General features: G+C 63.1%; 17 protein-coding genes and 1 pseudogene. 4 read left to right on the top strand and 14 right to left on the bottom strand.

What is annotated here, in order from left to right:
• Positions 1–20: 20 nt before the first annotated feature.
• From QBK88_RS10070 to hutC, 7 genes are all read right to left on the bottom strand, one after another.
• The gene (locus QBK88_RS10070) at positions 21–812 is read right to left on the bottom strand and encodes an ATP-binding cassette domain-containing protein (protein ID WP_277961932.1); all 792 of its coding nucleotides are present in this window, start codon (positions 810–812) and stop codon (positions 21–23) included.
• 17 nt (positions 813–829) lie between these two features.
• Positions 830–1,567 (bottom strand): ABC transporter permease subunit, encoded by a 738-nt coding sequence (locus QBK88_RS10065; protein WP_277961931.1) that lies wholly within the window; start codon positions 1,565–1,567, stop codon positions 830–832.
• 14 nt (positions 1,568–1,581) lie between these two features.
• Positions 1,582–2,304, bottom strand: coding sequence for an ABC transporter permease subunit (locus tag QBK88_RS10060; protein ID WP_158156334.1), 723 nt, complete (start codon positions 2,302–2,304; stop codon positions 1,582–1,584).
• A 64-nt stretch (positions 2,305–2,368) separates the two neighbouring features.
• Complete coding sequence (locus tag QBK88_RS10055) at positions 2,369–3,226, bottom strand: transporter substrate-binding domain-containing protein (protein ID WP_277961930.1); 858 nt, start codon at positions 3,224–3,226, stop codon at positions 2,369–2,371.
• Positions 3,227–3,367: 141 nt separating this feature from the next.
• A complete protein-coding gene (gene hutU / locus QBK88_RS10050) occupies positions 3,368–5,047 on the bottom strand; it encodes a urocanate hydratase (protein ID WP_277961929.1) in 1,680 nt (559 codons plus the stop codon).
• A 478-nt stretch (positions 5,048–5,525) separates the two neighbouring features.
• Entirely contained in the window at positions 5,526–6,092 is a 567-nt protein-coding gene (locus tag QBK88_RS10045; protein WP_277961928.1) for a HutD family protein, read from the bottom strand.
• Positions 6,089–6,799, bottom strand: a complete 711-nt coding sequence (gene hutC / locus QBK88_RS10040; protein WP_268151232.1) for a histidine utilization repressor — start codon at positions 6,797–6,799, stop codon at positions 6,089–6,091. The genes QBK88_RS10045 and hutC overlap by 4 nt, the downstream gene beginning before the upstream one ends.
• Positions 6,800–6,955: 156 nt before the next feature.
• On the opposite strand from hutC, the gene QBK88_RS10035 reads away from it, so the two are divergent.
• Entirely contained in the window at positions 6,956–8,320 is a 1,365-nt protein-coding gene (locus tag QBK88_RS10035) for a formimidoylglutamate deiminase (protein WP_277961927.1), read from the top strand.
• Positions 8,321–8,345: 25 nt separating this feature from the next.
• Here QBK88_RS10035 and QBK88_RS10030 read toward each other — a convergent pair whose 3' ends face one another.
• Together QBK88_RS10030 and bamE are read right to left on the bottom strand one after the other, a co-directional pair.
• Positions 8,346–8,924: a lipocalin family protein gene (locus tag QBK88_RS10030; RefSeq protein WP_277961926.1), complete on the bottom strand. Its 579-nt coding sequence runs from the start codon at positions 8,922–8,924 to the stop codon at positions 8,346–8,348.
• Positions 8,921–9,175 carry an outer membrane protein assembly factor BamE domain-containing protein gene (gene bamE / locus QBK88_RS10025; protein WP_277961925.1) on the bottom strand — a complete coding sequence of 85 codons (255 nt, stop codon included), beginning with the start codon at positions 9,173–9,175 and terminating at the stop codon, positions 8,921–8,923. The genes QBK88_RS10030 and bamE overlap by 4 nt, the downstream gene beginning before the upstream one ends.
• Before the next feature lie 243 nt (positions 9,176–9,418).
• On the opposite strand from bamE, the pseudogene QBK88_RS30860 reads away from it, so the two are divergent.
• Both QBK88_RS30860 and QBK88_RS30855 read left to right on the top strand, forming a co-directional pair.
• Positions 9,419–10,456 (top strand): annotated as a pseudogene (locus tag QBK88_RS30860) (HAMP domain-containing protein); the annotation flags it as partial.
• Positions 10,457–10,546: 90 nt separating this feature from the next.
• On the top strand, positions 10,547–11,311 hold the full coding sequence (locus tag QBK88_RS30855) for a methyl-accepting chemotaxis protein (protein ID WP_425331948.1): 765 nt from the start codon (positions 10,547–10,549) through the stop codon (positions 11,309–11,311).
• A 42-nt stretch (positions 11,312–11,353) separates the two neighbouring features.
• Here the strand turns inward: QBK88_RS30855 and QBK88_RS10015 are convergent, their stop codons facing one another.
• From QBK88_RS10015 to QBK88_RS10000, 4 genes are all read right to left on the bottom strand, one after another.
• Positions 11,354–12,364: a class 1 fructose-bisphosphatase gene (locus QBK88_RS10015; RefSeq protein WP_277961923.1), complete on the bottom strand. Its 1,011-nt coding sequence runs from the start codon at positions 12,362–12,364 to the stop codon at positions 11,354–11,356.
• 173 nt (positions 12,365–12,537) lie between these two features.
• Positions 12,538–13,896: a DUF3999 domain-containing protein gene (locus QBK88_RS10010; RefSeq protein WP_277961922.1), complete on the bottom strand. Its 1,359-nt coding sequence runs from the start codon at positions 13,894–13,896 to the stop codon at positions 12,538–12,540.
• A gap of 10 nt (positions 13,897–13,906) precedes the next feature.
• Positions 13,907–16,645: a DUF2339 domain-containing protein gene (locus tag QBK88_RS10005; RefSeq protein WP_277961921.1), complete on the bottom strand. Its 2,739-nt coding sequence runs from the start codon at positions 16,643–16,645 to the stop codon at positions 13,907–13,909.
• Positions 16,646–16,791: 146 nt separating this feature from the next.
• Positions 16,792–19,242: a glycogen/starch/alpha-glucan phosphorylase gene (locus QBK88_RS10000; RefSeq protein ID WP_277961920.1), complete on the bottom strand. Its 2,451-nt coding sequence runs from the start codon at positions 19,240–19,242 to the stop codon at positions 16,792–16,794.
• Between the two features lie 198 nt (positions 19,243–19,440).
• Here QBK88_RS10000 and QBK88_RS09995 point away from each other — a divergent pair, with 198 nt between their 5' ends.
• Positions 19,441–19,848 carry a YkgJ family cysteine cluster protein gene (locus QBK88_RS09995; RefSeq protein ID WP_268151234.1) on the top strand — a complete coding sequence of 136 codons (408 nt, stop codon included), beginning with the start codon at positions 19,441–19,443 and terminating at the stop codon, positions 19,846–19,848.
• 173 nt (positions 19,849–20,021) lie between these two features.
• Here the strand turns inward: QBK88_RS09995 and typA are convergent, their stop codons facing one another.
• Entirely contained in the window at positions 20,022–21,842 is a 1,821-nt protein-coding gene (gene typA / locus QBK88_RS09990; protein WP_268146104.1) for a translational GTPase TypA, read from the bottom strand.
• Between the last annotated feature and the right edge of the window lie 128 nt (positions 21,843–21,970).

The raw sequence follows: 21,970 nt of genomic DNA, 5'->3' as shown, positions 1-21,970 counted from the left end.
ATCCTCGGGTTAGGTGGCGTTTACTCGGCGTTACGCTGCTGATGGCTGGACACGAACTGGCGGAAACGCTCGGTCGGCAAGCCTTCGAACAAGTCGGCGGGGCTGCCCTGGCAGTCGATCTGGCCGCCCTGCATGAACACCACGCGGTTGGAAACATGGCGGGCGAACCCCATTTCATGGGTGACCACCAGCATGGTGCGGCCCTCCTCGGCCAGCGAGCGCATCACCCGCAGCACTTCACCCACCAGCTCCGGGTCCAGGGCCGAAGTGGGCTCGTCGAACAGCATCACCTGAGGGTTCATGGCCAGCGCGCGGGCAATGGCCACGCGCTGCTGCTGGCCGCCGGACAGGTGCGCCGGGTAGTAGTCACGGCGCTCGTACAGGCCGACCTTGTGCAGCAGCGCCTCGGCCTCCTCCACGCATTCGGCGCGCGAACGCTTGAGCACGCGCATGGGGCCTTCGATCACGTTTTGCAGCACGGTCATGTGCGACCACAGGTTGAAGCTCTGGAACACCATGCCCAATTTGCTGCGCATGGCTTCAACCTGGCGACAATTGCCGGGCAGCAGGCGGCCGTCACGGTGGCGCTTCATCTCGATGGCTTCGCCGTCCAGGACGATGCTGCCCTCGTCCGGGGTTTCCAGCAGGTTGATGCAGCGCAGAAAGGTGCTTTTGCCCGAACCGCTGGCGCCGAGAATGGAGATCACGTCGCCCTTGTGGGCATCCAGGGAAATGCCCTTGAGCACCTGAGTCGCACCGAAGGCCTTGTGAATATTGGCGACCGACAGGGCGGTCTGGAATTGAGTACTCATGGCAAGCTCCGCTGCAATCAGGAATGGGGGGTGGCTTCAGGCACCGGTTTGGTCGGCACGCCCTGGGGCCGCTCGCGCAGGTGCGGGGACAGGCGGTGTTCGATCCAGGCCACGGCGCGCACCACCAGGAAATTCAGCACCAGGTAGATCAGCGCCGCGCAGATGAACACCTCCATGGTGCGGTAGGTGCGCTGGATGATCTGCTGGGCCACACCGGTCACGTCCCACACGGTGACCAGGCTGGCCAGGGCGGTAGACTTGACCAGCAGGATGGCCTCGGTGGAATAGGCCGGCAGCGCCTGGCGCAAGGTGACCGGGGCAATGACACGCCACAGCAGTGTCCAAGGGTTCATGCCCACCGCCTGGCCGGCCTCGATCTGGCCGTGGGGCACGCTCTGCAGGCCGCCGCGGATGATTTCGGCGGTATAGCCGGCGGTGCACATCGCCAGCGAGACCACGGCGCAGCCGTAGGGTGACTTCAGCACCACCCACAGGAAACTGTCGCGAATGGCCGGGAACTGACCCAGGCCGTAATAGATCAGGAACATCTGGATCAGCAGCGGCGTGCCGCGAAACAGCATGATGTAGAAGCGCGCTGGCATGCTCAGGAACCACCAGCGGCTGACACGCATGGCCACCACGCCCAGGGACAGCAGCAAGCCCAGCAACAGCGAGGAGAAGAACAGCGTCAACGTAGTGGGCAAGGCGCCCAGCAACTTGAGCATGGTGTCGGCGAGAAAGGCAAAATCGATCATCTGGTTTCCCCTTCTCAGGACTGCGTCGGGTTGCGGCGCTGGGTACGCTGCACCCGCGACTCGGCAAGGTTGAACAGGCGGCCCGAAAGGCCGGTGAGAATCAGGTAGCACACCCCGCCGACGATGTAGAACGTGAAGTACTGGCGGGTGGACCCGGCTGCCACCTGGCTGGCGCGCATCAGTTCCACCAGGCCGATCACCGAGATCAGCGCCGAGTCTTTCAGGCTCATCTGCCAGACGTTGCCCAGGCCCGGCAGCGCATAGCGCCAGATCTGCGGAATCAGCACCCGGCGAATGCGCATGCCACGGCTCATGCCGATGGCCAGCGCCGCTTCCAGTTCGCCCTTGGCCACGGCGATGAAGGCGCCGCGGTAGACCTCGGCCTGGTAGGAGGCGGAAATCAGCCCCACGGCGATGGCCCCCACCAGGAACGGCGGCACGTCTACATAGCCCTGGCCACCGAACCAGTGGTTGATCGCCGACACCACGCTGGCGCCGCCGAAATAAAACAGGTAGATCACCAGCAGTTCAGGAATCCCTCTGAACAGGATCGAGTAGGCATCGCCCAGGTATCGCACGCCACGCCGGCGCGAGAGCTTCGCCGTGGCCACCAGGCTGCCCACCAGGGCGCCGATCAGCAACGCCGCCAAGGTCAGCAGCAGGGTCATGGCCGCTGCCTTGAGCAGCGCCATGCCCCAACCGGTGTCACCGAAGCTGAGCATCTGCAAGAGATTCATGAGGTTTTTCCTGCCACTTCAATCGTTGAACATCCGGCGCCCGCGGGCGCCGGCCCCGCCACGCTTATGACTTGGGCGTAAGGTCGAGCTTGAACCACTTCTCACTGAGCTTTTTCACCGTACCGTCCGCCAGCGCGTCCTTGAGCGCGGCGTCGAACCTGGCCTTCAGGTCTGCGTCAGCCTGACGGAACCCCAGGGCCTCGCCTTCGCCCCAGATAGGGCCGCCGATCTGCGGGCCGGTGTAGGCCAGGTTCTTGTTTTCGTCCTTGGCCTTGAGCGAGTCGAGGAAGGTCACGTCGTCGAACGCCACATCGATGCGCCCGGCCTGCAGGTCGAGGATGGTGTCTGCCGAAGCGTTGTATTCGCGAATGGTGGCGACGTCCTTGAAGTGGTCGTCGATAAAGGGGGTATAGATGGTGCCCGAGGCGATACCGATGGTCTTACCCTTCAGTGCCTTGCGCAGGCCTTCAATGGCATCGCCGATCTGTTTCTCGTCGGTGCCCAGGGTGATCTCGTGGGCCGGGCCTGGTTCGCCAGGCAGCAACTTGGCATCCAGGGCCACGAAGCTGGCAGGGGTACGCGCGTAAGGAATGGAGAAGGCCATGACCTTCTTGCGGTCTTCAGTGATGACAACCGCGTCCATCAGCACATCGAACTTGCCGGCGTTGAGGCTGGCGATCATGCCGTCCCAGTTCTGCACCGAAATATTGCACTTGAGCTGCATGCGCTGGCACAGAATCTCCATCAGCTCGGGCTCGAACCCGCTGATCTTGCCGCCCGGCAGGGTGACGTTCCACGGCTCATAAGAGCCTTCGGTAGCAATGTTGACCGAGGTCCAGTCCTTGGCCTGGGCCAGCGGCATGCCGGCCAGCAGTACAGCGCTCAATGCCAATGAACCCAACAACCCGAATTTCTGCGCCATCGTTAACCTTCCTGCAAAGTCGAATGAGAGAAAGTGTTACAAGCTCGCTGACCGTCGCTCACCTATGCTTGTACATACAACCACAAGCAATTTGGAAGCCAACGTCAGGCTGCCGCTCTGGGCAGCCTGATGGACCTTAGATCAGCCGTTGATCATCGGCAGGTTCAGGCCTTGTTCTTTGGCGCAGTCGATGGCGATTGGGTAGCCGGCGTCGGCGTGGCGCATGACACCGGTGGCCGGGTCGTTGTGCAGCACACGGGCGATGCGCTCGGCGGCTTCATCGGTACCGTCGCAGACGATGACCATGCCCGAATGCTGGCTGAAGCCCATGCCCACGCCACCGCCGTGGTGCAGCGACACCCAGGTGGCGCCGCTAGCGGTGTTCAGCAGGGCGTTGAGCAGCGGCCAGTCGGACACAGCATCGCTACCATCCTGCATGGCTTCGGTTTCACGGTTGGGGCTGGCTACCGAGCCGGAGTCCAGGTGGTCACGGCCAATCACCACCGGGGCCGACAGCTCGCCGCGGCGCACCATTTCGTTGAACGCCAGGCCCAGCTTGGCGCGCTGGCCCAGGCCTACCCAGCAGATACGTGCTGGCAGGCCCTGGAAACTGATGCGTTCACGGGCCATGTCCAGCCAGTTGTGCAGGTGATCGTCATCCGGGATCAGCTCCTTGACCTTGGCGTCGGTCTTGTAGATGTCCTCGGCGTCACCTGACAGCGCCGCCCAGCGGAACGGACCGATGCCGCGGCAGAACAGCGGGCGGATATAGGCAGGCACGAAGCCAGGGAAATCGAAAGCGTTGGCCACGCCCTCCTCCTTGGCCATCTGGCGGATGTTGTTGCCGTAGTCGAACGTCGGAATGCCCTGCTTCTGGAAATCGAGCATGGCCTGTACGTGCACGGCCATGGACTGCTTGGCGGCCTTGACCACCGCGGCCGGCTCGGTCTGGGCGCGGTCGCGGTACTGCTCCCAGCTCCAGCCAGCGGGCAGGTAGCCGTTGAGCGGGTCGTGGGCGCTGGTCTGGTCGGTGACCATGTCGGGGCGCACGCCACGCCTGACCAGCTCCGGCAGGATTTCGGCAGCGTTGCCCAGCAGCGCGATGGAAATCGCCTTGCCCTCGGCGGTATACCGGGCGATGCGGGCCAGGGCGTCGTCCAGGTCAGTGGCTTGCTCGTCGACATAGCGGCTGGCCAGGCGGAAATCGATGCGGCTTTGCTGGCACTCGATGTTCAGCGAGCACGCCCCGGCCAGGGTCGCGGCCAACGGTTGCGCACCGCCCATCCCGCCCAGGCCGGCGGTCAGTACCCACTTGCCCTTCAGGCTACCGTTGTAGTGCTGGCGGCCGGCCTCTACGAACGTTTCGTAAGTGCCCTGGACGATGCCCTGGCTACCGATATAGATCCAGCTACCAGCGGTCATCTGGCCGTACATCGCCAGGCCCTTGGCGTCCAGTTCGTTGAAGTGCTCCCAGTTTGCCCAGTGCGGCACCAGGTTGGAGTTGGCGATCAACACGCGAGGGGCGTTGCTGTGGGTCTTGAACACGCCTACCGGCTTGCCCGACTGCACCAGCAGGGTTTCATCGTCATTGAGGTTCGTGAGGCTCTCGACGATCTTGTCATAGCACTCCCAATTGCGCGCGGCGCGGCCAATACCACCGTACACCACCAACTCCTTGGGGTTCTCGGCCACCTGCGGGTCGAGGTTGTTCATCAGCATGCGCAGCGGCGCTTCGGTCAGCCAGCTCTTGGCGGTCAGCTTGTTACCGCGGGCGGCGCGGATTTCGACATCACGGTATTTGGTTTGAGCTTTGTCGGTCACGAATAGGACTCCTCTGCGGTAACTGCACTGTTCTGTGCACGTCTTTACTTGTACATACAAGCATATGCAATTGAGTTGCCAACTTTTGTGATAGGGGGGTTGGGCGAGTACTGGTTGAGGGTAGAAGGCAGGGAACGAGCGGGGTGTAAGGGAAAAGAATTTTAGCGCGGGCGGCTGATGGATGGAGTTTGCGTTCGACTCGACAGAGCTTTTTGCGCCGCCTTGGGGCGATCGGTAACAACTTGGTGCGCTTTATCAACGCGGCCGCGCAGCCAGCTGTTACAAGTGACCCTAGCCCCGCAATGCCGCACATCCCCTGTGGGATCGGGCGGAGCGCGGGAAGTCCGCACCGCGATCTACCTGCGGCACCGCGGCGTCTGCTTCCCGAGCTGGCGCCCGGTCCCACAGAGGTGCGCCGTGATGGTGGGGCATACCCTGTAGGACCGGGCGAAGCTCGGGAAGGCCACGCCGCAGTGGGTCAGGCCGGCGACAGTTCTATCAGGCAGCAGTGGCCATCGACGCTGAGTTCGGTGAGGGCGTCTGTCTCGATTTGCAGGCAGTCGTACAAGCCCAGGATGTGGGGGGTGCTGCCCGCCTTGACGGTCAGGGCGTCGGCGACGCTGAAGATCAACAGTGTCCGAGCCGCGGTGAACAGGCGCGCCTCACCTTCCAGCCACTGTAGCCGCGCGCGGTACCGGCTGGGGGCGTAGATGAGGTTGAAGTCGCGGATCTCGCCGCCTGCCAGCGTGCAGGAAACGACGCTGTCACCGCTGAACGAATAAGGATCGAAGGGCTGCAGTTCGCGGCTATCAGTGCCATCGACATTCAATACCATGCCCTTGCCCTGCAGCACGGTGATGACGCGCTGGTACCCGGCAAAGCTGGAGAACCCGCCCGACTGGCCAATATCGGCTATCGACAGGCGCCAACCGAACCCATCCAGGCCGTCGCCGCCATGGCGGGCGATTTCCTCGGTACTGCCGCCACCATTCTTCCACGGCATGCGCGGGTAGCCCGTGGCGCGCAGGAGTTTGAATGTACTCATTTGCTGAATCGTCCTTCCAGGCGGTGCCGGGAGCCGGGGTGGATCAGGCGCGCGGCGGTCACCGGGGTGCGACCCGACCAGGTACGGCGGCGGATCAGCAGGCAGGGTTCGCCAGGCTCTATTTGCAGCAACTTGCATTCCGATGGGTCAGCCAGGATTGCTTCAACCACGTGCTCGCCTTCGGTCAGCGGCGCAACCCTGGACAGGTAAGCGTAGGGGGTTTCCTGGGTAAAATCCTGTTTGAGGTAGTCCGGTGCCACCACGGCGTTGACGTAGCGGTCCTCGATCTGCACAGCGATGTCGTTCTCGAAGTGCACGATCAGCGAGTGGAATACCTTCTGCCCTTCACGCATGTCCAGGGCCAGGGCGCGCTCGGAACCAGCGGCTTCCTCAGCCAGCATGATGACCTGGCAGCGGTGGCGATGGCCGCGTGAGGCGATTTCATCGGCGATGTTGTGCACTTCGAACAGCGCCGACTGGCTCTTGGGCTCGGCAACGAAAGTGCCCACCCCCTGCATGCGCACCAGCAGGCCTTCGGCGGTCAACTCGCGCAGGGCGCGGTTGATGGTCATGCGGCTGAAACCCAGTTGGCTGACCAGTTCGCTTTCCGACGGCACGCGGTGGTGCGGCGGCCAGGTGCCGTTCTGAATCTGCAGGGCGATCATCTGTTTGACGCGGGCATAGAGCGGTGCCGGACTTTCGCCCATCTGGGCAACCAGCGGAGAGACGGCGGGCGGAGTCGACACAGGAAATCCTTCTGTTTTGGGCCAGTTGAAACGATAGATGGATAGCTTGCCGCAGTTTACCGAGCAGGCAAACGTCTGTATATGTATATACAAATAAACCTGATGAGGTAAGTGTCGATGCCCGCCTTCTTTGCCGAACGCGCGTTGTTGCCATCCGGATGGGCGGAAAATGTCCGCATCGAGGTCGGTGCCGATGGCTTGATCACCCTGCTCCAAGCCGACGCCAGTGCCGAGAATGCCTTGCCTCTGAAGGGCCCGCTGCTGCCAGGCATGCCCAACCTGCACTCCCACGCGTTTCAGCGCGCCATGGCCGGCCTGGCGGAAGTGGCCGGCAACCCCAACGACAGTTTCTGGACCTGGCGCGACCTGATGTACCGCCTGGTAGGCAAGATCAGCCCCGAGCAACTGGGGGTGATCGCCCGTCAGCTGTACATCGAAATGCTCAAGGCCGGCTACACCTCGGTGGCCGAATTTCACTACGTGCACCACGATACCGACGGCCGCGCCTATGCCGACCCCGCCGAGCTGTCCCGCCAGGTCAGCCAAGCGGCTGCCAGCAGTGGCATCGGCCTGACACTGTTGCCGGTGCTCTATAGCCACTCGGGTTTTGGCGGCCAGGCCCCCAACGATGGCCAGCGCCGCTTCATCAACAGCACCGACGCCTACCTGACGCTGCAACAGCGCCTGGCGCCGATCCTTGCCGAACAGCCGGCGCAGCGCCTGGGCCTGTGTTTTCACTCGTTGCGCGCGGTCACCCCCGACCAGATCAGCCAGGTGCTGGCGGCCAGCGACACTACCGCGCCCATACACATTCACATCGCCGAACAGATGAAAGAGGTCAACGATTGCCTGGCGTGGAGCGGCAAGCGCCCGCTGCAATGGCTGTACGACAACGTGCCCGTGGATCAACGCTGGTGCCTGGTGCACGCCACCCATGCCGATACCGATGAAGTGCGGCGCATGGCGGCCAGCGGCGCGGTGGCCGGGCTATGCCTGACCACCGAGGCAAACCTGGGCGACGGGATTTTCCCCGCGGTGGACTACCTGGCCCAAGGCGGGCGCATAGGCATTGGCTCCGACAGCCATGTGTCGTTGAGCGTGGTGGAAGAGCTGCGCTGGCTGGAATACGGCCAGCGCCTGCGCGACCAGCGCCGCAACCGGCTATACGGCCAGCACCAGCCCATGGTTGGCCGTACCCTTTACGACGCAGCCCTGCAAGGCGGCGCCCAGGCCCTGGGCCAGGCCATCGGTGAACTGCGTGTGGGCACACGGGCCGATTGGCTGGTGCTCGACGGCAGCGACCCTTACCTGGCCACCGCTAGCGGCGACGGCATTCTCAACCGCTGGCTGTTTGCCGGGGGGGATCGCCAGGTGCGGGATGTGTGGGTCAATGGCAAGCAGGTGGTCAGCGAAGGGCATCATGCGCAGGAACATGAAAGCGCGCAGGCTTTCGCCCAGGTCCTGCGCACACTCCTGAACTGAAGGACTACCCTGCAGGACCGGACACTTATTTGCCGATTTCCGAATCCTTGGCGCGCCAGATCAGCTTGGTGGTGTCGTAGCCCTGCTGCTGGGCCTTGGCCAGCAGCTCTTCACGCACTGCTTTCGAGACGGTAGGCGTGCGTGACAGCAGCCACAGGTATTTGCGGTCCGGGTTGCCGACCACGGCCTGCTTGTAGTCATCGCTCACGTACAGCACCCAGTAGTCGCCCTTGGCAACGCCCGGCAGCAGCCTGGAGAACCAGTTGTCGAACACCACCCACAATTTGTCGGTTTTGCCCGGCACCTGCGGCGACGCGGTGCCCGTGGCCTCCTCCCATTCACCCTCCTGCGTGCGGCAGCGGTTCAGCACGGCGACGTTGCCATCGGGCTTGAGCCGGTAGTGGGCTTCGGATTGCGCGCAGTTGCGCTGGAAGAACATGGGCAGCCGCGCCAGTTCATACCAGGTGCCCTGGTAGCGCTTGAGGTCGACATGGTCCACGGTGCGCGGCGCCAACGCGTCGTTGCCCTTGTTGGCACAACCGCCCAGCAACGCCCCGGCGGCCAGGCCGCCAAGCAGGCAGGCAGCTAGTTTCAGGCGGCTCATTTCAGGCCCTGCCCGGAGTACATGACTACCTTCTCGCCTGCGTACTGAACGCTGATGAAGCTGTTCTTGTCACCCCAGGTGCAGCTGGAAACGCCCAGCGCGCCCGAACAGTCCGTGGGGCTGCCCAGCAGTTTTTCGACTTCGACCTTGGTCATGCCTGCCTTGATCTGTGAATAGTTTTCCTGATTGATCTTGCTGCACGCGGCGAGCAACACGCAGAACGATAACAAGGCGATGGAACGCAAAGACATGAAGGGTCACTCCTGGACAGTAATGCCGGCCTGGCTGCCAGCTAGAGCTTAGAAGAGAAAAGCGCAGTGTGGTTCCCGTGCGCCCGCGGCATTTCTGACAGCCCCTTGGCGACCACTGATCAACTCACCGGAACGTACATTAATCTTCATCGCAAACCTGCCGAAAGTAGATAGCGCTGTCTGCGCACTTCTGGCAGATTGCCACCCTCGTTTGACCCGCCTCTTTGCGTGCAGATCATCTCAATGACAAAAAACCTGAAATTCAGCCACAAGATTCTGATCGCGGCGGCCCTCATCGTCGCCCTGGCGTTCTCGTGCTTCATGCTGTTCAACGACTATCGCCAGCGCGCCACCCTGCACGAAAACACCGACGCCTCGATGAAACAGCTGGGCATGCTGACCACCAGCAACATCCAGACCTGGCTGGAAAGCCGCATCCAGTTGCTGCAGTCGCTGGGCCAGCAAGTGGCGGTGGATGGCGACTCGGCCGCCAGCCTCACGCGCAGCGTTGGCCTGCCAGCCTATTCGAGCAATTTCCAGCTGACCTACTTCGGCGGCCAGAACGGCGTTATGTTCTCGGTGCCAGCGGGTAACCGCGCCGCCGACTACGATCCGCGCCAGCGCGGCTGGTTCAAAGCGGCGAATGCAGCCCAGCAGACGATCGTCACCGAACCCTACATCGCGGCGTCGTCCGGCAAGCTGGTGATCACCATTGCCACCCCAGTGCGCCACGACAACCAGTTCATCGGCGTCGCCGGTGCAGACATCGACCTGACCAGCATCAGCGACATCATCAACTCGCTGAACTTCGGCGGCCACGGCCACGCGTTCATCGTTACCGCCGACGGCAAGATCCTGATCCACCCTGACACCAAGCTGGACCTCAAGCAGCTCTCCGAGGCCTACCCCCAGGGCGCCCCTCAAGTGTCGCCTGGCCTCAAGGAAGTGGAATTCAACGGCAAGACCCAGTTCATCTCGTTCACCCGCGTAAACGGCGTGCCGTCAGCCGACTGGTACGTGGCTCTGGTGCTGGACAAGGACGCGGCCTACGCCATGCTCGGCGAATTCCGCAACTCGGCCCTGGTGGCCACGGTGATTGCCGTGGTGATCATCATCGCGCTGCTGGGCCTGTTGATTCGCGTGCTGATGGAACCGCTGCACGTGATGGGCCGCGCCATGCATGACATCGCCGAAGGCGAAGGCGACCTGACCAAACGCCTGGTGATTCACGGCCAGGACGAATTCGGCGCCCTGGGGCAGTCGTTCAACCGCTTCGTGGAGCGCATCCACGAATCGATCCGCGAAGTGTCATCGGCCACCGGCCGGGTCAATGAAGTGGCCTTGCAGGTGGTGAGCGCCTCCAACTCCTCGATGCTCAACTCCGATCAGCAGGCCAGCCGCACCAGCAGCGTAGCCGCGGCCATCAACGAACTGGGCGCCGCCGCCCAGGAAATCGCCCAGAACGCTGCCCTGGCCTCGCAGCATTCCAGCGACGCGCGCAACCTGGCCGAAGACGGTCAGCAGGTGGTGAACAAGACCATCGAGGTGATGGGCCAACTGTCGGCGAAGATCAGTGACTCGTGCGGCAACATCGAGACCCTGAACGCCAACACGGTGAACATCGGGCAGATTCTGGAGGTGATTACCAGCATCTCCCAGCAGACCAACCTGCTGGCCCTGAACGCTGCCATCGAAGCCGCCCGCGCAGGCGACGCCGGCCGTGGCTTCGCCGTGGTGGCCGATGAAGTGCGCAACCTGGCGCACCGCACGCAGGACTCGGCGCAGCAAGTGCAGAAGATCATCGAGGAACTGCAGGTGGGCGCCCGCGAAGCCGTAGGCACCATGACCGAAAGCCAGAGCCAGAGCGAACAGAGCGTGGGCATCGCCAACCAGGCCGGTGAGCGCCTGGGCAGCGTGACTCAGCGTATCAGCGAGATCGACGGCATGAACCAATCGGTGGCCACCGCCACTGAAGAGCAGACCGCCGTGGTGGAAGCCATCAACATGGACATCACCGAGATCAACACGTTGAACCAGGAAGGGGTGGAAAACCTGCAGTCAACGCTGCGGGCCTGCGGTGAGCTGGAACAGCAGGTTTCGCGGTTGAAGCAGTTGGTGGGCAGTTTCCGTATCTGAAAACAGCGGCGCCTGGGAACCAGGCGCCGCCGCTCTGAAGCCTTACTCTTTGTGGTAAGCAGTCACACGCTCGACTTCTTCCTTCGAACCCAGGAACACTGCCACGCGCTGGTGCAGGCCTTCAGGCTGAATGTCGAGGATGCGCTGGTGGCCGTCGGTGGACGCGCCGCCTGCCTGCTCCACCAGGAACGACATCGGGTTGGCTTCGTACATCAGGCGCAGTTTGCCTGGTTTCTCTGGCTCGCGACCGTCACGCGGGTACATGAACAGGCCACCACGGGTCAGGATACGGTGTACGTCGGCCACCATGGAGGCGATCCAGCGCATGTTGTAGTTCTTCTTCAACGGGCCTTCTTCACCCGCGGTCAGCTCGCTGACGTAACGCTTCACCGGCGCTTCCCAGTGGCGCTGGTTGGACATGTTGATGGCGAACTCGGCAGTGCTCTTCGGAATGCTGATGTCTTCGTGGGTGAGCACGAAGCTGCCCATCTCGCGGTCCAGGGTGAAGCCTTTGACGCCGTTGCCCAGGGTCAGGATCAGCATGGTCTGCGGGCCGTAGATGGCGTAGCCGGCGGCGACCTGCTCGGTGCCTTTCTGCAGGAAAGCCTGCTCGTTGAGGCTGTCGTTCTGGGTCAGGTACTCGGTTGGGCAGCGCAGTACCGAGAAGATGGTGCCGACCGAGACGTTGACGTCGATGTTCGACGAGCCGTCCAGCGGGTCGAATACCAGCAGGTAGGCGCCTTTGGGGTACTGACCCGGGATCTGGTAGGCATTGTCCATTTCCTCGGACGCCATGCCGGCCAGGTGGCCACCCCATTCGTTGGATTCCAGCAGGATGTCGTTGGACAGAACGTCGAGCTTCTTCTGCACTTCGCCCTGCACGTTCTCAGTGCCCATGCTGCCCAGAACGCCGCCCAGGGCGCCCTTGGATACAGCGTGGCTGATCTCTTTGCATGCGCGCGCCACCACTTCGATAAGGAAGCGCAGATCGGCAGGGGTCTTGTTGCTGCGGGTCTGCTCGATCAAATAGCGACTCAGGGTAACGCGGGACATGGACGGCTCCGGAGAATGGGGTGGGAAAAAACCCGCGCAGTTTACAGGCTCATTGGCCACCTAGCGAGCAATTGGGGGGGTGGTTGCAGCCCTTCAGACCGGGCTGTAACGATAAAGGTTCACGCCACCGCTCAAGCGTAGTCCGAAAACGACCACCGGTGGCGCTTATGGCCTTACGGCGGGTTGGGCCGCGAGCGGGTCAGGCTCCAGGCCATGGCCGCCAGTGCCAGCACGCCGATGACCAGCACCAGCCACAGGCTGATGCGTTTCCAGTCCGACGCCGGCGCCACCGTGGCGGCTGGCGGCGGTGCGACGATCACCGGGGTAATGGCCGGTTCGGCAATGCCCAGGGATGCCAGGCGCTGCTCATCGGCCCCGGGCATCAGGGTGCCGATGGGCAGTTGAGCGCCCTGCACCGCCGCGTTGCCGATGGCCAGGCGATACGGCCCCGCGCCCCGGGCCAGGAAAACCAGCTGCACCGGGCGTACCGCGACGCGCAGAAGAGGGGCTTCGGCCCCCAGGCCGCCGCCACGGTCGTCCACCTGCAGCTTGAGCTGGCGCAGGGTTTCGCCGCGCAGGGGCAGTTCGCTCTGAACGGCGTCCTGGCCATTCTGGGTCAGGCGGTACAACAAACCGCTTTCCAGCGGTTCCCAGCTGCCGTTGGGGTCGTAGCGCCCAAGCAGGTCCACGGGGGCCAGGCTATTGGGTTGGTCCAGGCCGATCTGCACCCGTTCCACCGCCAAGGCGGCGGGCAGCATCCAGGTGTATTCGTTGGCCTTCAGGCTGCTGCCCTTGATCGGTTCGGACCACACCAGCGGCGTTGGCACATGCTCCGTGGCGCTGCTCTGCACCAGCACCTGGCTCAGCACCGGCGCCGACTGCGGCACTTGCCACAACAAGCGCAGGTAACGGGCCGGAAGGCCTGGCAGTGAGACTTCATGCTGCTCGATCCGCTCATCGGCGAATGACAACCGGGCCACCTGGCCCTCACCCCACGGGCGCCAATGTTGCAGGTCGTCGCTGGCTTCGATGCCGAAGCGCTGGAAGCCCTCACGTTCGCTGCTCCAGTCCAGGCTCAGCTGGGTCAGGGGCTCCTTGATGGCACTGGTGTCCAGCAACCAGCCACGCAGCACTTCTTCGCCCGCTTCCAGCTCTTCCTCGGGTTGCACTTCGATGAGACTGCCGCTGGGCCCGGTCTGTACCCGGACCTTCGGCGTACCCGGCGCACTTTCGGCGTCATCGTACAGGGGAAACCACTTCACGCTGGCCTGGTGCTCACTCTGCTGGTGTCGCGCGCCCTGGTGCACCAGGGCATAAGCCTGGGGCTCGCCGGCGGCGTTGAACACGCGCACGTCACCCAGGTCGGCCTGGCGCGCCCCCAGCTGCAAGGCCAGCGGCAGGTCCAGCCGGTACCAGGGGCCCTGGCCGCTGACACTCAGAGGTACCTGATTGGCAAAGTCCCCCGGTTGCTCCTGGGCCACGGCCGCCATGGCCGTCAGCAACCCCAGCACTCCACACCACGTCTTTATCATGTGCCCCATGTCAGGTATCGCCCCCTGCCGCCCCTTCGATACGCCGTGGCGGTAGCGGCGCGAAATAGCCGACCACCAGCAACAGCACGCCCACCCCAATGAACGAAACGATCCGAGCCAAACCACCGTGGTTGCTCAGTTCGACAAAAAACAGTTTTGCCACCACCACCCCGATCAGGCCCGCGCCCACCAGCCAGATGTAGCGCCGTGCACGCACGTGCCCGCCGATCATCAGGCCCAGGGCCACCACCGTCCAGACAATCGACAGGCTGGCCTGCACCAGCATGGAGCCCAGCAGCGCATCGAGCTGATAAGGCACGCCTGCGTATTGATGGACGGTGCGCATGACCATGGCGGTGAGCACGGCAAACAAGGTGGCGCCGATCGTCCAGTCCACCGGCCCGCGCACATGCAGGCGCTGGATGCGCTCATCGACGCTGCGCGCCCAGATGAATACAGCGTACACCGCCAGCAGCAACCCCAGCTCCAGCGGGTTCACCACGGGCAGGTAAGGCAGCGGATCGGCGGCACCGTCGCTGAAGAAGTTGGCCAGCCACACCCAGGCCACCATCACCAGCGCCAGCGGGCAAGCCGCCCACCAGCGGTACGCCTCTGGATACAACGACAATGGCCACGGCCACTGGCGCGGGCTGGCGACCACCAGCAGCAATAGTGCCGGGAAGACCGCCCAGCCCAACCAGCGCCAGGCATTGTAATCACCGGCCAACTGCTCAAGGCCGTAGCTCAGCTGCAAGGAAAGAAGCGCCACCAGCAGCCAGGCGCCCAGCACATGACTGGCCGTCAGTACCCGTGCGCCCAACCACGGCGCCAGCCGGCGCAGGGCTTGGAAATGCACGACGAAAAACACCGGCCAGGCCAGCCACCCCAGTTCCTGCACCGGGTTGAAACCGACGTGCCAATTGCACAGCAGGACCAGGGTGGCCAGCGGCGCCAGGGCCATGGCCAGATGCGCCAGGCCCGGCCAGCGCAGGCGCGGGGCCAAAAAACTGGCCAACGCCGCGCTGGCGCTGAAGGCAATGAGCAAGGCGGCCATGTCCCACGACCAGCGCACCAGCAACGGCACCCCTGCTACGCAGGCCAGCAACCACCACGCACCGCCCCATACCAGCAGCACCGTGGCCAGGAGGCTGGCCTGGTGCTCTGCGTGCTGGCGCCAGGCACAGACCAGGCCGGCGATACCGATCAACAGGGCACTGAAGGCCAGCTCACCGGTGGGGGTATAGAAGAACGCGTGGCTGAAGGCCTGAAGGCAGAAGGCAGCCGCACCAGCCTGCAACAGCAGCGCAAACCAGCAGGCCAGACGCCGTTGCTGACGCAGGCCCAGCCAATACAGGCCTGCCCCTTCCACCGCCCAGGCAGCGGTGGTCCACTGGGCATCGAGGCCCAACGGGATGGCCAGGCTGGTGAAGATCACCCCCAGGGCCAGGCAGGTCTCGGTCAACAGCTTTGCCCGCTGCGGCGCCCGGCGGGCCAGCAGCCAGGCCAATACCATGTAGATGGCCCCCAGGGCCAAGGCACTGAACGCAGCGCCAAACTCCAGGTGGCGAATCAATGCCCACTGCAGGCCGAAGCCCACCAGCGGCGGGCCGAACAGAATGCTACCGTGCACATAGTCGCCCTGGCGCGCCGCCCACCGCACCAGGGTCGCCCGGTCGGCGCCAGCGGGCGGCTCCGGGCTGTCCAGCAGAGTACGCCGTGCGAACATTAGGCCGATGGCCAGGTACATGAAGAAAAACAGGCACAGGAACGGTTCGGTACTCCAGAACAGCTCGGGGGTATAGGAGCGCGCGCCCCAGGCGAAGCCAATGCCGAAGGTGCCCACGAAGCCGATCAGGTTCAACAGGCGCCAGGCCTTGAACCAGGCGATGGCCAGGATGCCGGCGTTGAGCAGGGCAAAATAGCTGAACAGGGCCACATGGCTACCGGCGCCGGTGGACGCCAGGATGGGTGCGGCAAAGCCTCCCAGGGCCGCGGCGCAGGCAAGGCCCAGGGCGTCCTGCAGCACCGCCAGAACCGCTGAGCAGACCGTCACGGCCACCAACAGGCCCATCGCCGGGCCCGGGTCGATCAGTGCATGCACGCGCATGGCGGCGAAAATGGTCAGGTACAGCACCGCCACGCCAGCCCCTTGCAGCAGCAGGCCGTAACCGCGCCGCTTGAACCGCAGCCACCAGCCCACGCCAAGCAATGCCAGGGCACTGGCCGCGACACCGGCGTAACGCAGTTCCACCGGTACCACGACGTTTTCGGTGGCGTAGCGCAACAGGAACGCCAAGCCCAGAAACAGCAGTACCAGGCCTACGCGCAGCACGGTATTGCCGCCCAGCAGCCAGTCGCGGGCAGCACCGAACACGGTACTGAAAATATCAGGCTCATGTGGGCGCACGGGCTCGGGTGCCCAGGTATCTGCCGGCGCAGGGGCAGGTGCAGGTGGCGGCTCGACCGCGACCTCCCATTCCAGCACCGGCTCGACAGCGGCGGGCTCAGGCACCGGCTGCGGCATTGCGACCCCGCCCTCCAGCACGTCCAGGCGTGCCTGCACGGCCGTCAGTGCCTGACGGGCCTGCTCCAGCTCCAGTGCTTGTTGTTCGCTGCGCCGCGCCAGCGTACCCAGGCGCAACGCCTGCCCCAGGCACCAGCCAAACAGGCCGCCAACCAGCGCGCCTTCGATGGACTCATCGAAGGCACCGCCCAGCGCAAGGCCCAGCAGCAACAATACCCATTGCATGATCGATTTCCCTAACCGTGTTCCAGTTCCATGGCAGGGAGACAGTATATCGAGTGGGGTCGTAAAAGCTGAGGCTTATTCCTACAGGGGGTAACCAGGCCAAACAACCAGCCTGGCCCGGTCCCACAGGAGAAGCGGCGTCAGCGTCAGTCCAGCGCCTTCCAGATATCCTCGGCGTACTCGCGGATGGTGCGGTCGGACGAGAACCACCCCATGCGCGCAGTGTTCAGCACCGCTGAACGCCACCACTGAGCCGGGTCGTGCCACAGGTCTTCCACGCGTTTCTGGGCGTCCCAGTAAGCATCGAAGTCGGCACATACCAGGAAGCGGTCATAGGCGATCAGGCCGTCGATCAACCCTGCATAGCGCGAGGAGTCATCCGGCGAGAACACCCCGCCACGAATTGCCTGCAATACATCATTGAGGCGGTGCGAGGCCGCGATGTCGCCACTGGCGTTGAATTCGCCACTGCGCTTGCGGGCCTCGACCTGCTGGGAGGTCAGGCCGAAGATGAACATGTGCTCGGCCCCTACCCGGTCGCACATCTCCACGTTGGCGCCGTCCATGGTGCCAATGGTCAGTGCGCCATTGAGGCCGAACTTCATGTTGCTGGTACCCGACGCCTCGTAGCCGGCCGTGGAGATCTGTTCGGACAAGTCGGCTGCCGGAATGATGCTTTCGGCCAGGCTGACGTTGTAGTTGGGCAGGAACACCACCTTGAGCAGGCCCCGCACGGTCGGGTCATTGTTCACCGTGCGCGCGATGTCGTTGGCCAGCTTGATGATCAGTTTGGCCTGGTGGTAGCTGGCGGCCGCCTTGCCGGCGAAGATTTTCACCCGCGGCACCCAGTTGGTGCCAGGCTCGGCACGGATAGCCTGGTACAGCGCCACCGTGTGCAGCAGGTTCAACAACTGGCGCTTGTACTCGTGGATACGCTTGACCTGCACGTCGAACATCGCCTCGGGGTTCACCACTACCCCCAGGCGCTCCTGGATGATGCGTGCCAGGGCTTTCTTGCTGCTCAGGCGCTGGGCGGCGAAACGTTTGCGGAAATCGGGCTTGTCGGCGAAAGGTTCCAGGTCCACCAGGCGCTGCTCGGGATGGTCGAGCACATCCTCGCCCAGGGCATCCACCAGCATCGAGGTCAACTCGCCGTTGGACTGGAACAGCCAGCGGCGGAAGGTGATGCCGTTGGTTTTGTTGTTGATGCGGTCGGGGTACAGCTTGTGCATCTCGGAGAACACGGTGCTGCGCATCAGCTTGGTGTGCAACCCGGACACACCATTGACGCTATGGGAACCCAGGAACGCCAGGTTGCCCATGCGCACCCGCCGGCCGTTGTCTTCCTCGATCAGCGACACCGCGCGCAGCACGTCGAAATCGTGGATGCCTTTGGCTCGCAGCGAATCGATATGGTAGGCGTTGATCAGATAGATGATCTGCATGTGCCGCGGCAGCATGCGCTCCATCAAGCCCACCGGCCAGGTTTCCAGGGCCTCGGGCAGCAGTGTGTGGTTGGTGTAGGCAAGCGTGTTGACGGTAATGTCCCAGGCGGTGTCCCAAGGGATGGCATGGGTATCCACCAGCAAACGCATCAACTCGGCCACGGCGATGGAGGGGTGGGTGTCGTTGAGCTGGATGGCGGCGCCGTCGGCCAGGTTGAGCAGCGAGGGGTGAATGTTCTGGTGGCGGCGCAGCAGGTCCTGCAACGACGCTGACACGAAGAAGTACTCCTGGCGCAGACGCAGTTCCTGCCCGGCCTCGGTGCTGTCGGCCGGGTACAAGACCCGGGAAATGCTTTCGGCCCGGGCCACTTCGGCCACGGCCCCCAGGTGGTCACCGGCGTTGAACCGCTCCAGGTGCAACTCTTCCAGGGCGCGGGCACGCCACAGGCGCAAGGTATTCACGCTGGAGCCGCGCCAGCCCACCACCGGGGTGTCATAGGCCACCGCACGCACGGTCTCTGCCGGCCACCACACTTGCTTCTGCTGGCCCCCGGCGTCCTGCACGGTTTCCACATGACCACCGAAGCTGATGGGGTAGATCACTTCCGGGCGCTCGAACTCCCAGGGGTTGCCGAAGTCCAGCCAGTTCTCGGTCTGCTCCTGTTGCCAGCCGTCGACAATGGCCTGGCGGAACAGCCCATGCTCATAGCGAATGCCGTAACCGTGGGCCGCCACACCCAGGGTCGACATGCTCTCCATGAAACACGCCGCCAGGCGGCCCAGGCCGCCGTTGCCCAATGCGGCGTCAGGCTCCAGCAGGCGGATGCGTTCCAGGTCCACGCCCAGGTCGGTGAGTGCTTCGCGGGCGACGTCCAACAGCCCCAGGTTGCTCAGGCTGTCGTACAGCAACCTGCCGATCAGAAACTCCAGGGACAGGTAATACACCCGCTTCTGCGCCTTGCGGTAGATCTGCCGGGTGTGGTCCATCCAGTGCTCGACCATATGGTCGCGGGCCGCCAGGGCGATGGCTTCGAACCAGTCATGATCAAAGGCATGATCGGGGTCTTTGCCCACCGCGTATGTGAGTTTAGCGAGTACAGCGGCGCGAAATTCTGCCACCTCTGCGTCACGGACAAGCGGTTCCTGAGACATTGATGCGTCCTCGGGGAAGTTGACGGATTTTTTAGGAGGGGGTTGTCTGAGCCTAGACGGTTCGACACAAGGTGAAAGGGCTGGTTCGCGGTTTTCTGTAATAACGGCGAAACAGGTTAAAATTTAACCGGCAAATGGTTGTTCACAATTTCACCAGTCCCGGTATGATCGCGCGCCCGATCACGCCGAAACCCGAACCTGATGAAAAGCACCCTGATAGCCGCTGCCGAGATTGACCGCCTCGAAACCTGGCAGAAATTCACCCAGCCCATGTGCGGCGCCTGTATTTCGTCCTGCTGCACCCTGCCCGTGGAAGTGAAGATCAAGGATCTGGTGCGCATTGGCGTGGTCGATGAATTCGAACTGGGCGACCCACCGAAGAATATCGCCAAGCGGTTGCAGAAGGACGGCATCGTCGAGCGCTTCAACCAGAAATCGGGCATCTTCACCCTGCAGCGCATGAGCAACAACGACTGCCTGTACCTGGACCGCAAAAGCCGCATGTGCACCATCTACGACAAGCGCCCGGACACCTGCCGCAACCACCCCCGCGTAGGCCCGCGCCCAGGGTACTGCGCCTACAAGCCAAAGCCCGTGTCTTATTGAAGGGCCTCATCGCGAGCAAGCTTTGCTCCCACAGCGCCTTTCACCCGTGGGAGCAAAGCTTGCTCGCGAGAGGCCAGCACTACCGACCCGAAGGTTTCAGACAAAACCCCAGGGCATAAAAAAACGCCCCCGGCCTTTCGACCGGGGGCGTTTTTCATTCAGCTAAGGCTAGATCAAGCCTTGGCTTTCTTGGCAGCGCGGGTACGCTCGCTTTCGTCCAGGATCTTCTTGCGAAGACGGATGGACTTGGGAGTGACTTCACACAGCTCGTCTTCCTGGATGTATTCCAGGGCCTGTTCCAGGGTGAAGCGAACAGGTGGAACCAGAGCGATGGTTTCGTCTTTACCCGAAGCACGCATGTTGTCGAGCTTCTTGCCCTTGGTAGGGTTGACGCCCAGGTCGTTGTCGCGGCTGTTCTGGCCGACGATCTGACCGTTGTAGATCTCCTGGCCGTGTTCAACGAACAGCTTGCCACGAGCCTGCAGGGTTTCCAGCGAGTAGGTCAGCGCCTTGCCGGTTTCAACCGAAACCAGAACGCCGTTCTGACGGCCCGACATGTGGCCCGACTTGACGGTGTCGTAACGGTCGAAGATCGAGGTCAGGATGCCAGCACCGTTGGTCAGGGTCAGGAACTGGTTACGGAAACCGATCAGACCGCGAGCAGGGATGTTGTATTCCAGACGAACACGGCCTTTACCATCCGGCACCATGTTGGTCAGGTCGCCTTTACGCAGGCCCATCTCTTCCATGACCTTGCCCTGGGATTCTTCAGGGATGTCGATGGTGACGTTTTCGAACGGTTCCTGCTTGACGCCGTCGACTTCACGAATGATCACTTCCGGACGGCCCAGGGCCAGCTCGAAGCCTTCGCGACGCATGGTTTCGATCAGTACCGATAGGTGCAGCTCACCACGGCCGGAAACCTTGAACTTGTCAGCCGAGTCGCCTTCTTCAACGCGCAGTGCAACGTTGTACAGCAGCTCTTTGTCCAGACGGTCCTTGATGTTGCGGGACGTCACGAACTTGCCTTCCTTACCGCAGAAAGGCGAGTCGTTGACCTGGAAGGTCATGGAAACGGTTGGCTCGTCGACGGTCAGCGGCTTCATCGCTTCGACGTTCAGTGGGTCGCACAGGGTGTCGGAGATGAACAGCTCTTCGAAGCCGCTGATGCACACGATGTCGCCGGCTGCTGCTTCTTCAACGTCGATGCGGTGCAGGCCGTGGTGACCCATCAGCTTCAGGATACGACCGTTGCGACGCTTGCCGTCAGCGCTGATGGCCACAACCGGGGTGTTCGGCTTGACGCGACCGCGAGCGATACGGCCAACACCGATGACGCCCAGGAAGCTGTTGTAGTCCAGTGCCGAGATCTGCATCTGGAACGGACCGTCACGGTCAACGGCCGGAGCCGGAACGTGGTCCACGACCGCCTGGTACAGCGGGGTCATGTCTTCGGCCATGTCGGTGTGGTCCAGGCCGGCGATGCCGTTGATGGCCGAGGCGTAGACGACTTTGAAGTCCAGCTGTTCGTCGGTGGCACCCAGGTTGTCGAACAGATCGAAGATCTGGTCCAGAACCCAATCAGGACGCGCGCCCGGACGGTCAACCTTGTTGATGACCACGATCGGCTTCAGACCGGCTTCGAACGCCTTTTTGGTCACGAAGCGAGTTTGCGGCATAGGGCCGTCTTGAGCGTCAACCAGCAGCAGAACGGAGTCGACCATCGACATCACGCGCTCTACTTCACCGCCGAAGTCGGCGTGGCCGGGGGTGTCGACGATGTTGATGTGGTAACCATTCCAGTTGATGGCGGTGTTTTTCGCCAGAATGGTAATACCGCGCTCTTTCTCCTGGTCGTTGGAGTCCATCACGCGCTCGTCGTTGAGCTCGTTGCGCTCCAGGGTGCCCGATTGACGCAGCAGTTTGTCTACCAGGGTGGTTTTACCATGGTCAACGTGAGCGATGATGGCGATGTTACGTAGATTTTCGATCACTTGTGTATCTCGATCAGAGGATTCGGTGTGCTGACAGGTTGTGACAGCGATTTGACTTAGAGTCCGACAAAGCCGTTACAGCTTGTCGTTGGCGTCGGGGGGCCGGTGACGCAGGCCACAGGCAAACA

Source organism: Pseudomonas sp. RIT-To-2 (assembly GCF_029623465.1).
Lineage (GTDB): Bacteria > Pseudomonadota > Gammaproteobacteria > Pseudomonadales > Pseudomonadaceae > Aquipseudomonas > Aquipseudomonas silvicola.
This window is presented reverse-complemented; position numbering and strand designations above follow the sequence as displayed.

Coding starts and splice junctions, on each gene's coding strand:
- QBK88_RS10045 (WP_277961928.1), bottom strand. CDS start 6,092: ATGAGTACATTCAAACTCCTGCGCGCCACGGGCTACCCGCGCATGCCG.
- QBK88_RS10060 (WP_158156334.1), bottom strand. CDS start 2,304: ATGAATCTCTTGCAGATGCTCAGCTTCGGTGACACCGGTTGGGGCATG.
- QBK88_RS30855 (WP_425331948.1), top strand. CDS start 10,547: ATGCTCAACTCCGATCAGCAGGCCAGCCGCACCAGCAGCGTAGCCGCG.
- QBK88_RS10035 (WP_277961927.1), top strand. CDS start 6,956: ATGCCCGCCTTCTTTGCCGAACGCGCGTTGTTGCCATCCGGATGGGCG.
- hutC (WP_268151232.1), bottom strand. CDS start 6,799: ATGGGCGAAAGTCCGGCACCGCTCTATGCCCGCGTCAAACAGATGATC.
- QBK88_RS10030 (WP_277961926.1), bottom strand. CDS start 8,924: ATGAGCCGCCTGAAACTAGCTGCCTGCCTGCTTGGCGGCCTGGCCGCC.
- QBK88_RS10055 (WP_277961930.1), bottom strand. CDS start 3,226: ATGGCGCAGAAATTCGGGTTGTTGGGTTCATTGGCATTGAGCGCTGTA.
- QBK88_RS10010 (WP_277961922.1), bottom strand. CDS start 13,896: ATGATAAAGACGTGGTGTGGAGTGCTGGGGTTGCTGACGGCCATGGCG.
- QBK88_RS10070 (WP_277961932.1), bottom strand. CDS start 812: ATGAGTACTCAATTCCAGACCGCCCTGTCGGTCGCCAATATTCACAAG.
- QBK88_RS10000 (WP_277961920.1), bottom strand. CDS start 19,242: ATGTCTCAGGAACCGCTTGTCCGTGACGCAGAGGTGGCAGAATTTCGC.
- QBK88_RS10005 (WP_277961921.1), bottom strand. CDS start 16,645: ATGCAATGGGTATTGTTGCTGCTGGGCCTTGCGCTGGGCGGTGCCTTC.
- QBK88_RS10015 (WP_277961923.1), bottom strand. CDS start 12,364: ATGTCCCGCGTTACCCTGAGTCGCTATTTGATCGAGCAGACCCGCAGC.
- bamE (WP_277961925.1), bottom strand. CDS start 9,175: ATGTCTTTGCGTTCCATCGCCTTGTTATCGTTCTGCGTGTTGCTCGCC.
- QBK88_RS10065 (WP_277961931.1), bottom strand. CDS start 1,567: ATGATCGATTTTGCCTTTCTCGCCGACACCATGCTCAAGTTGCTGGGC.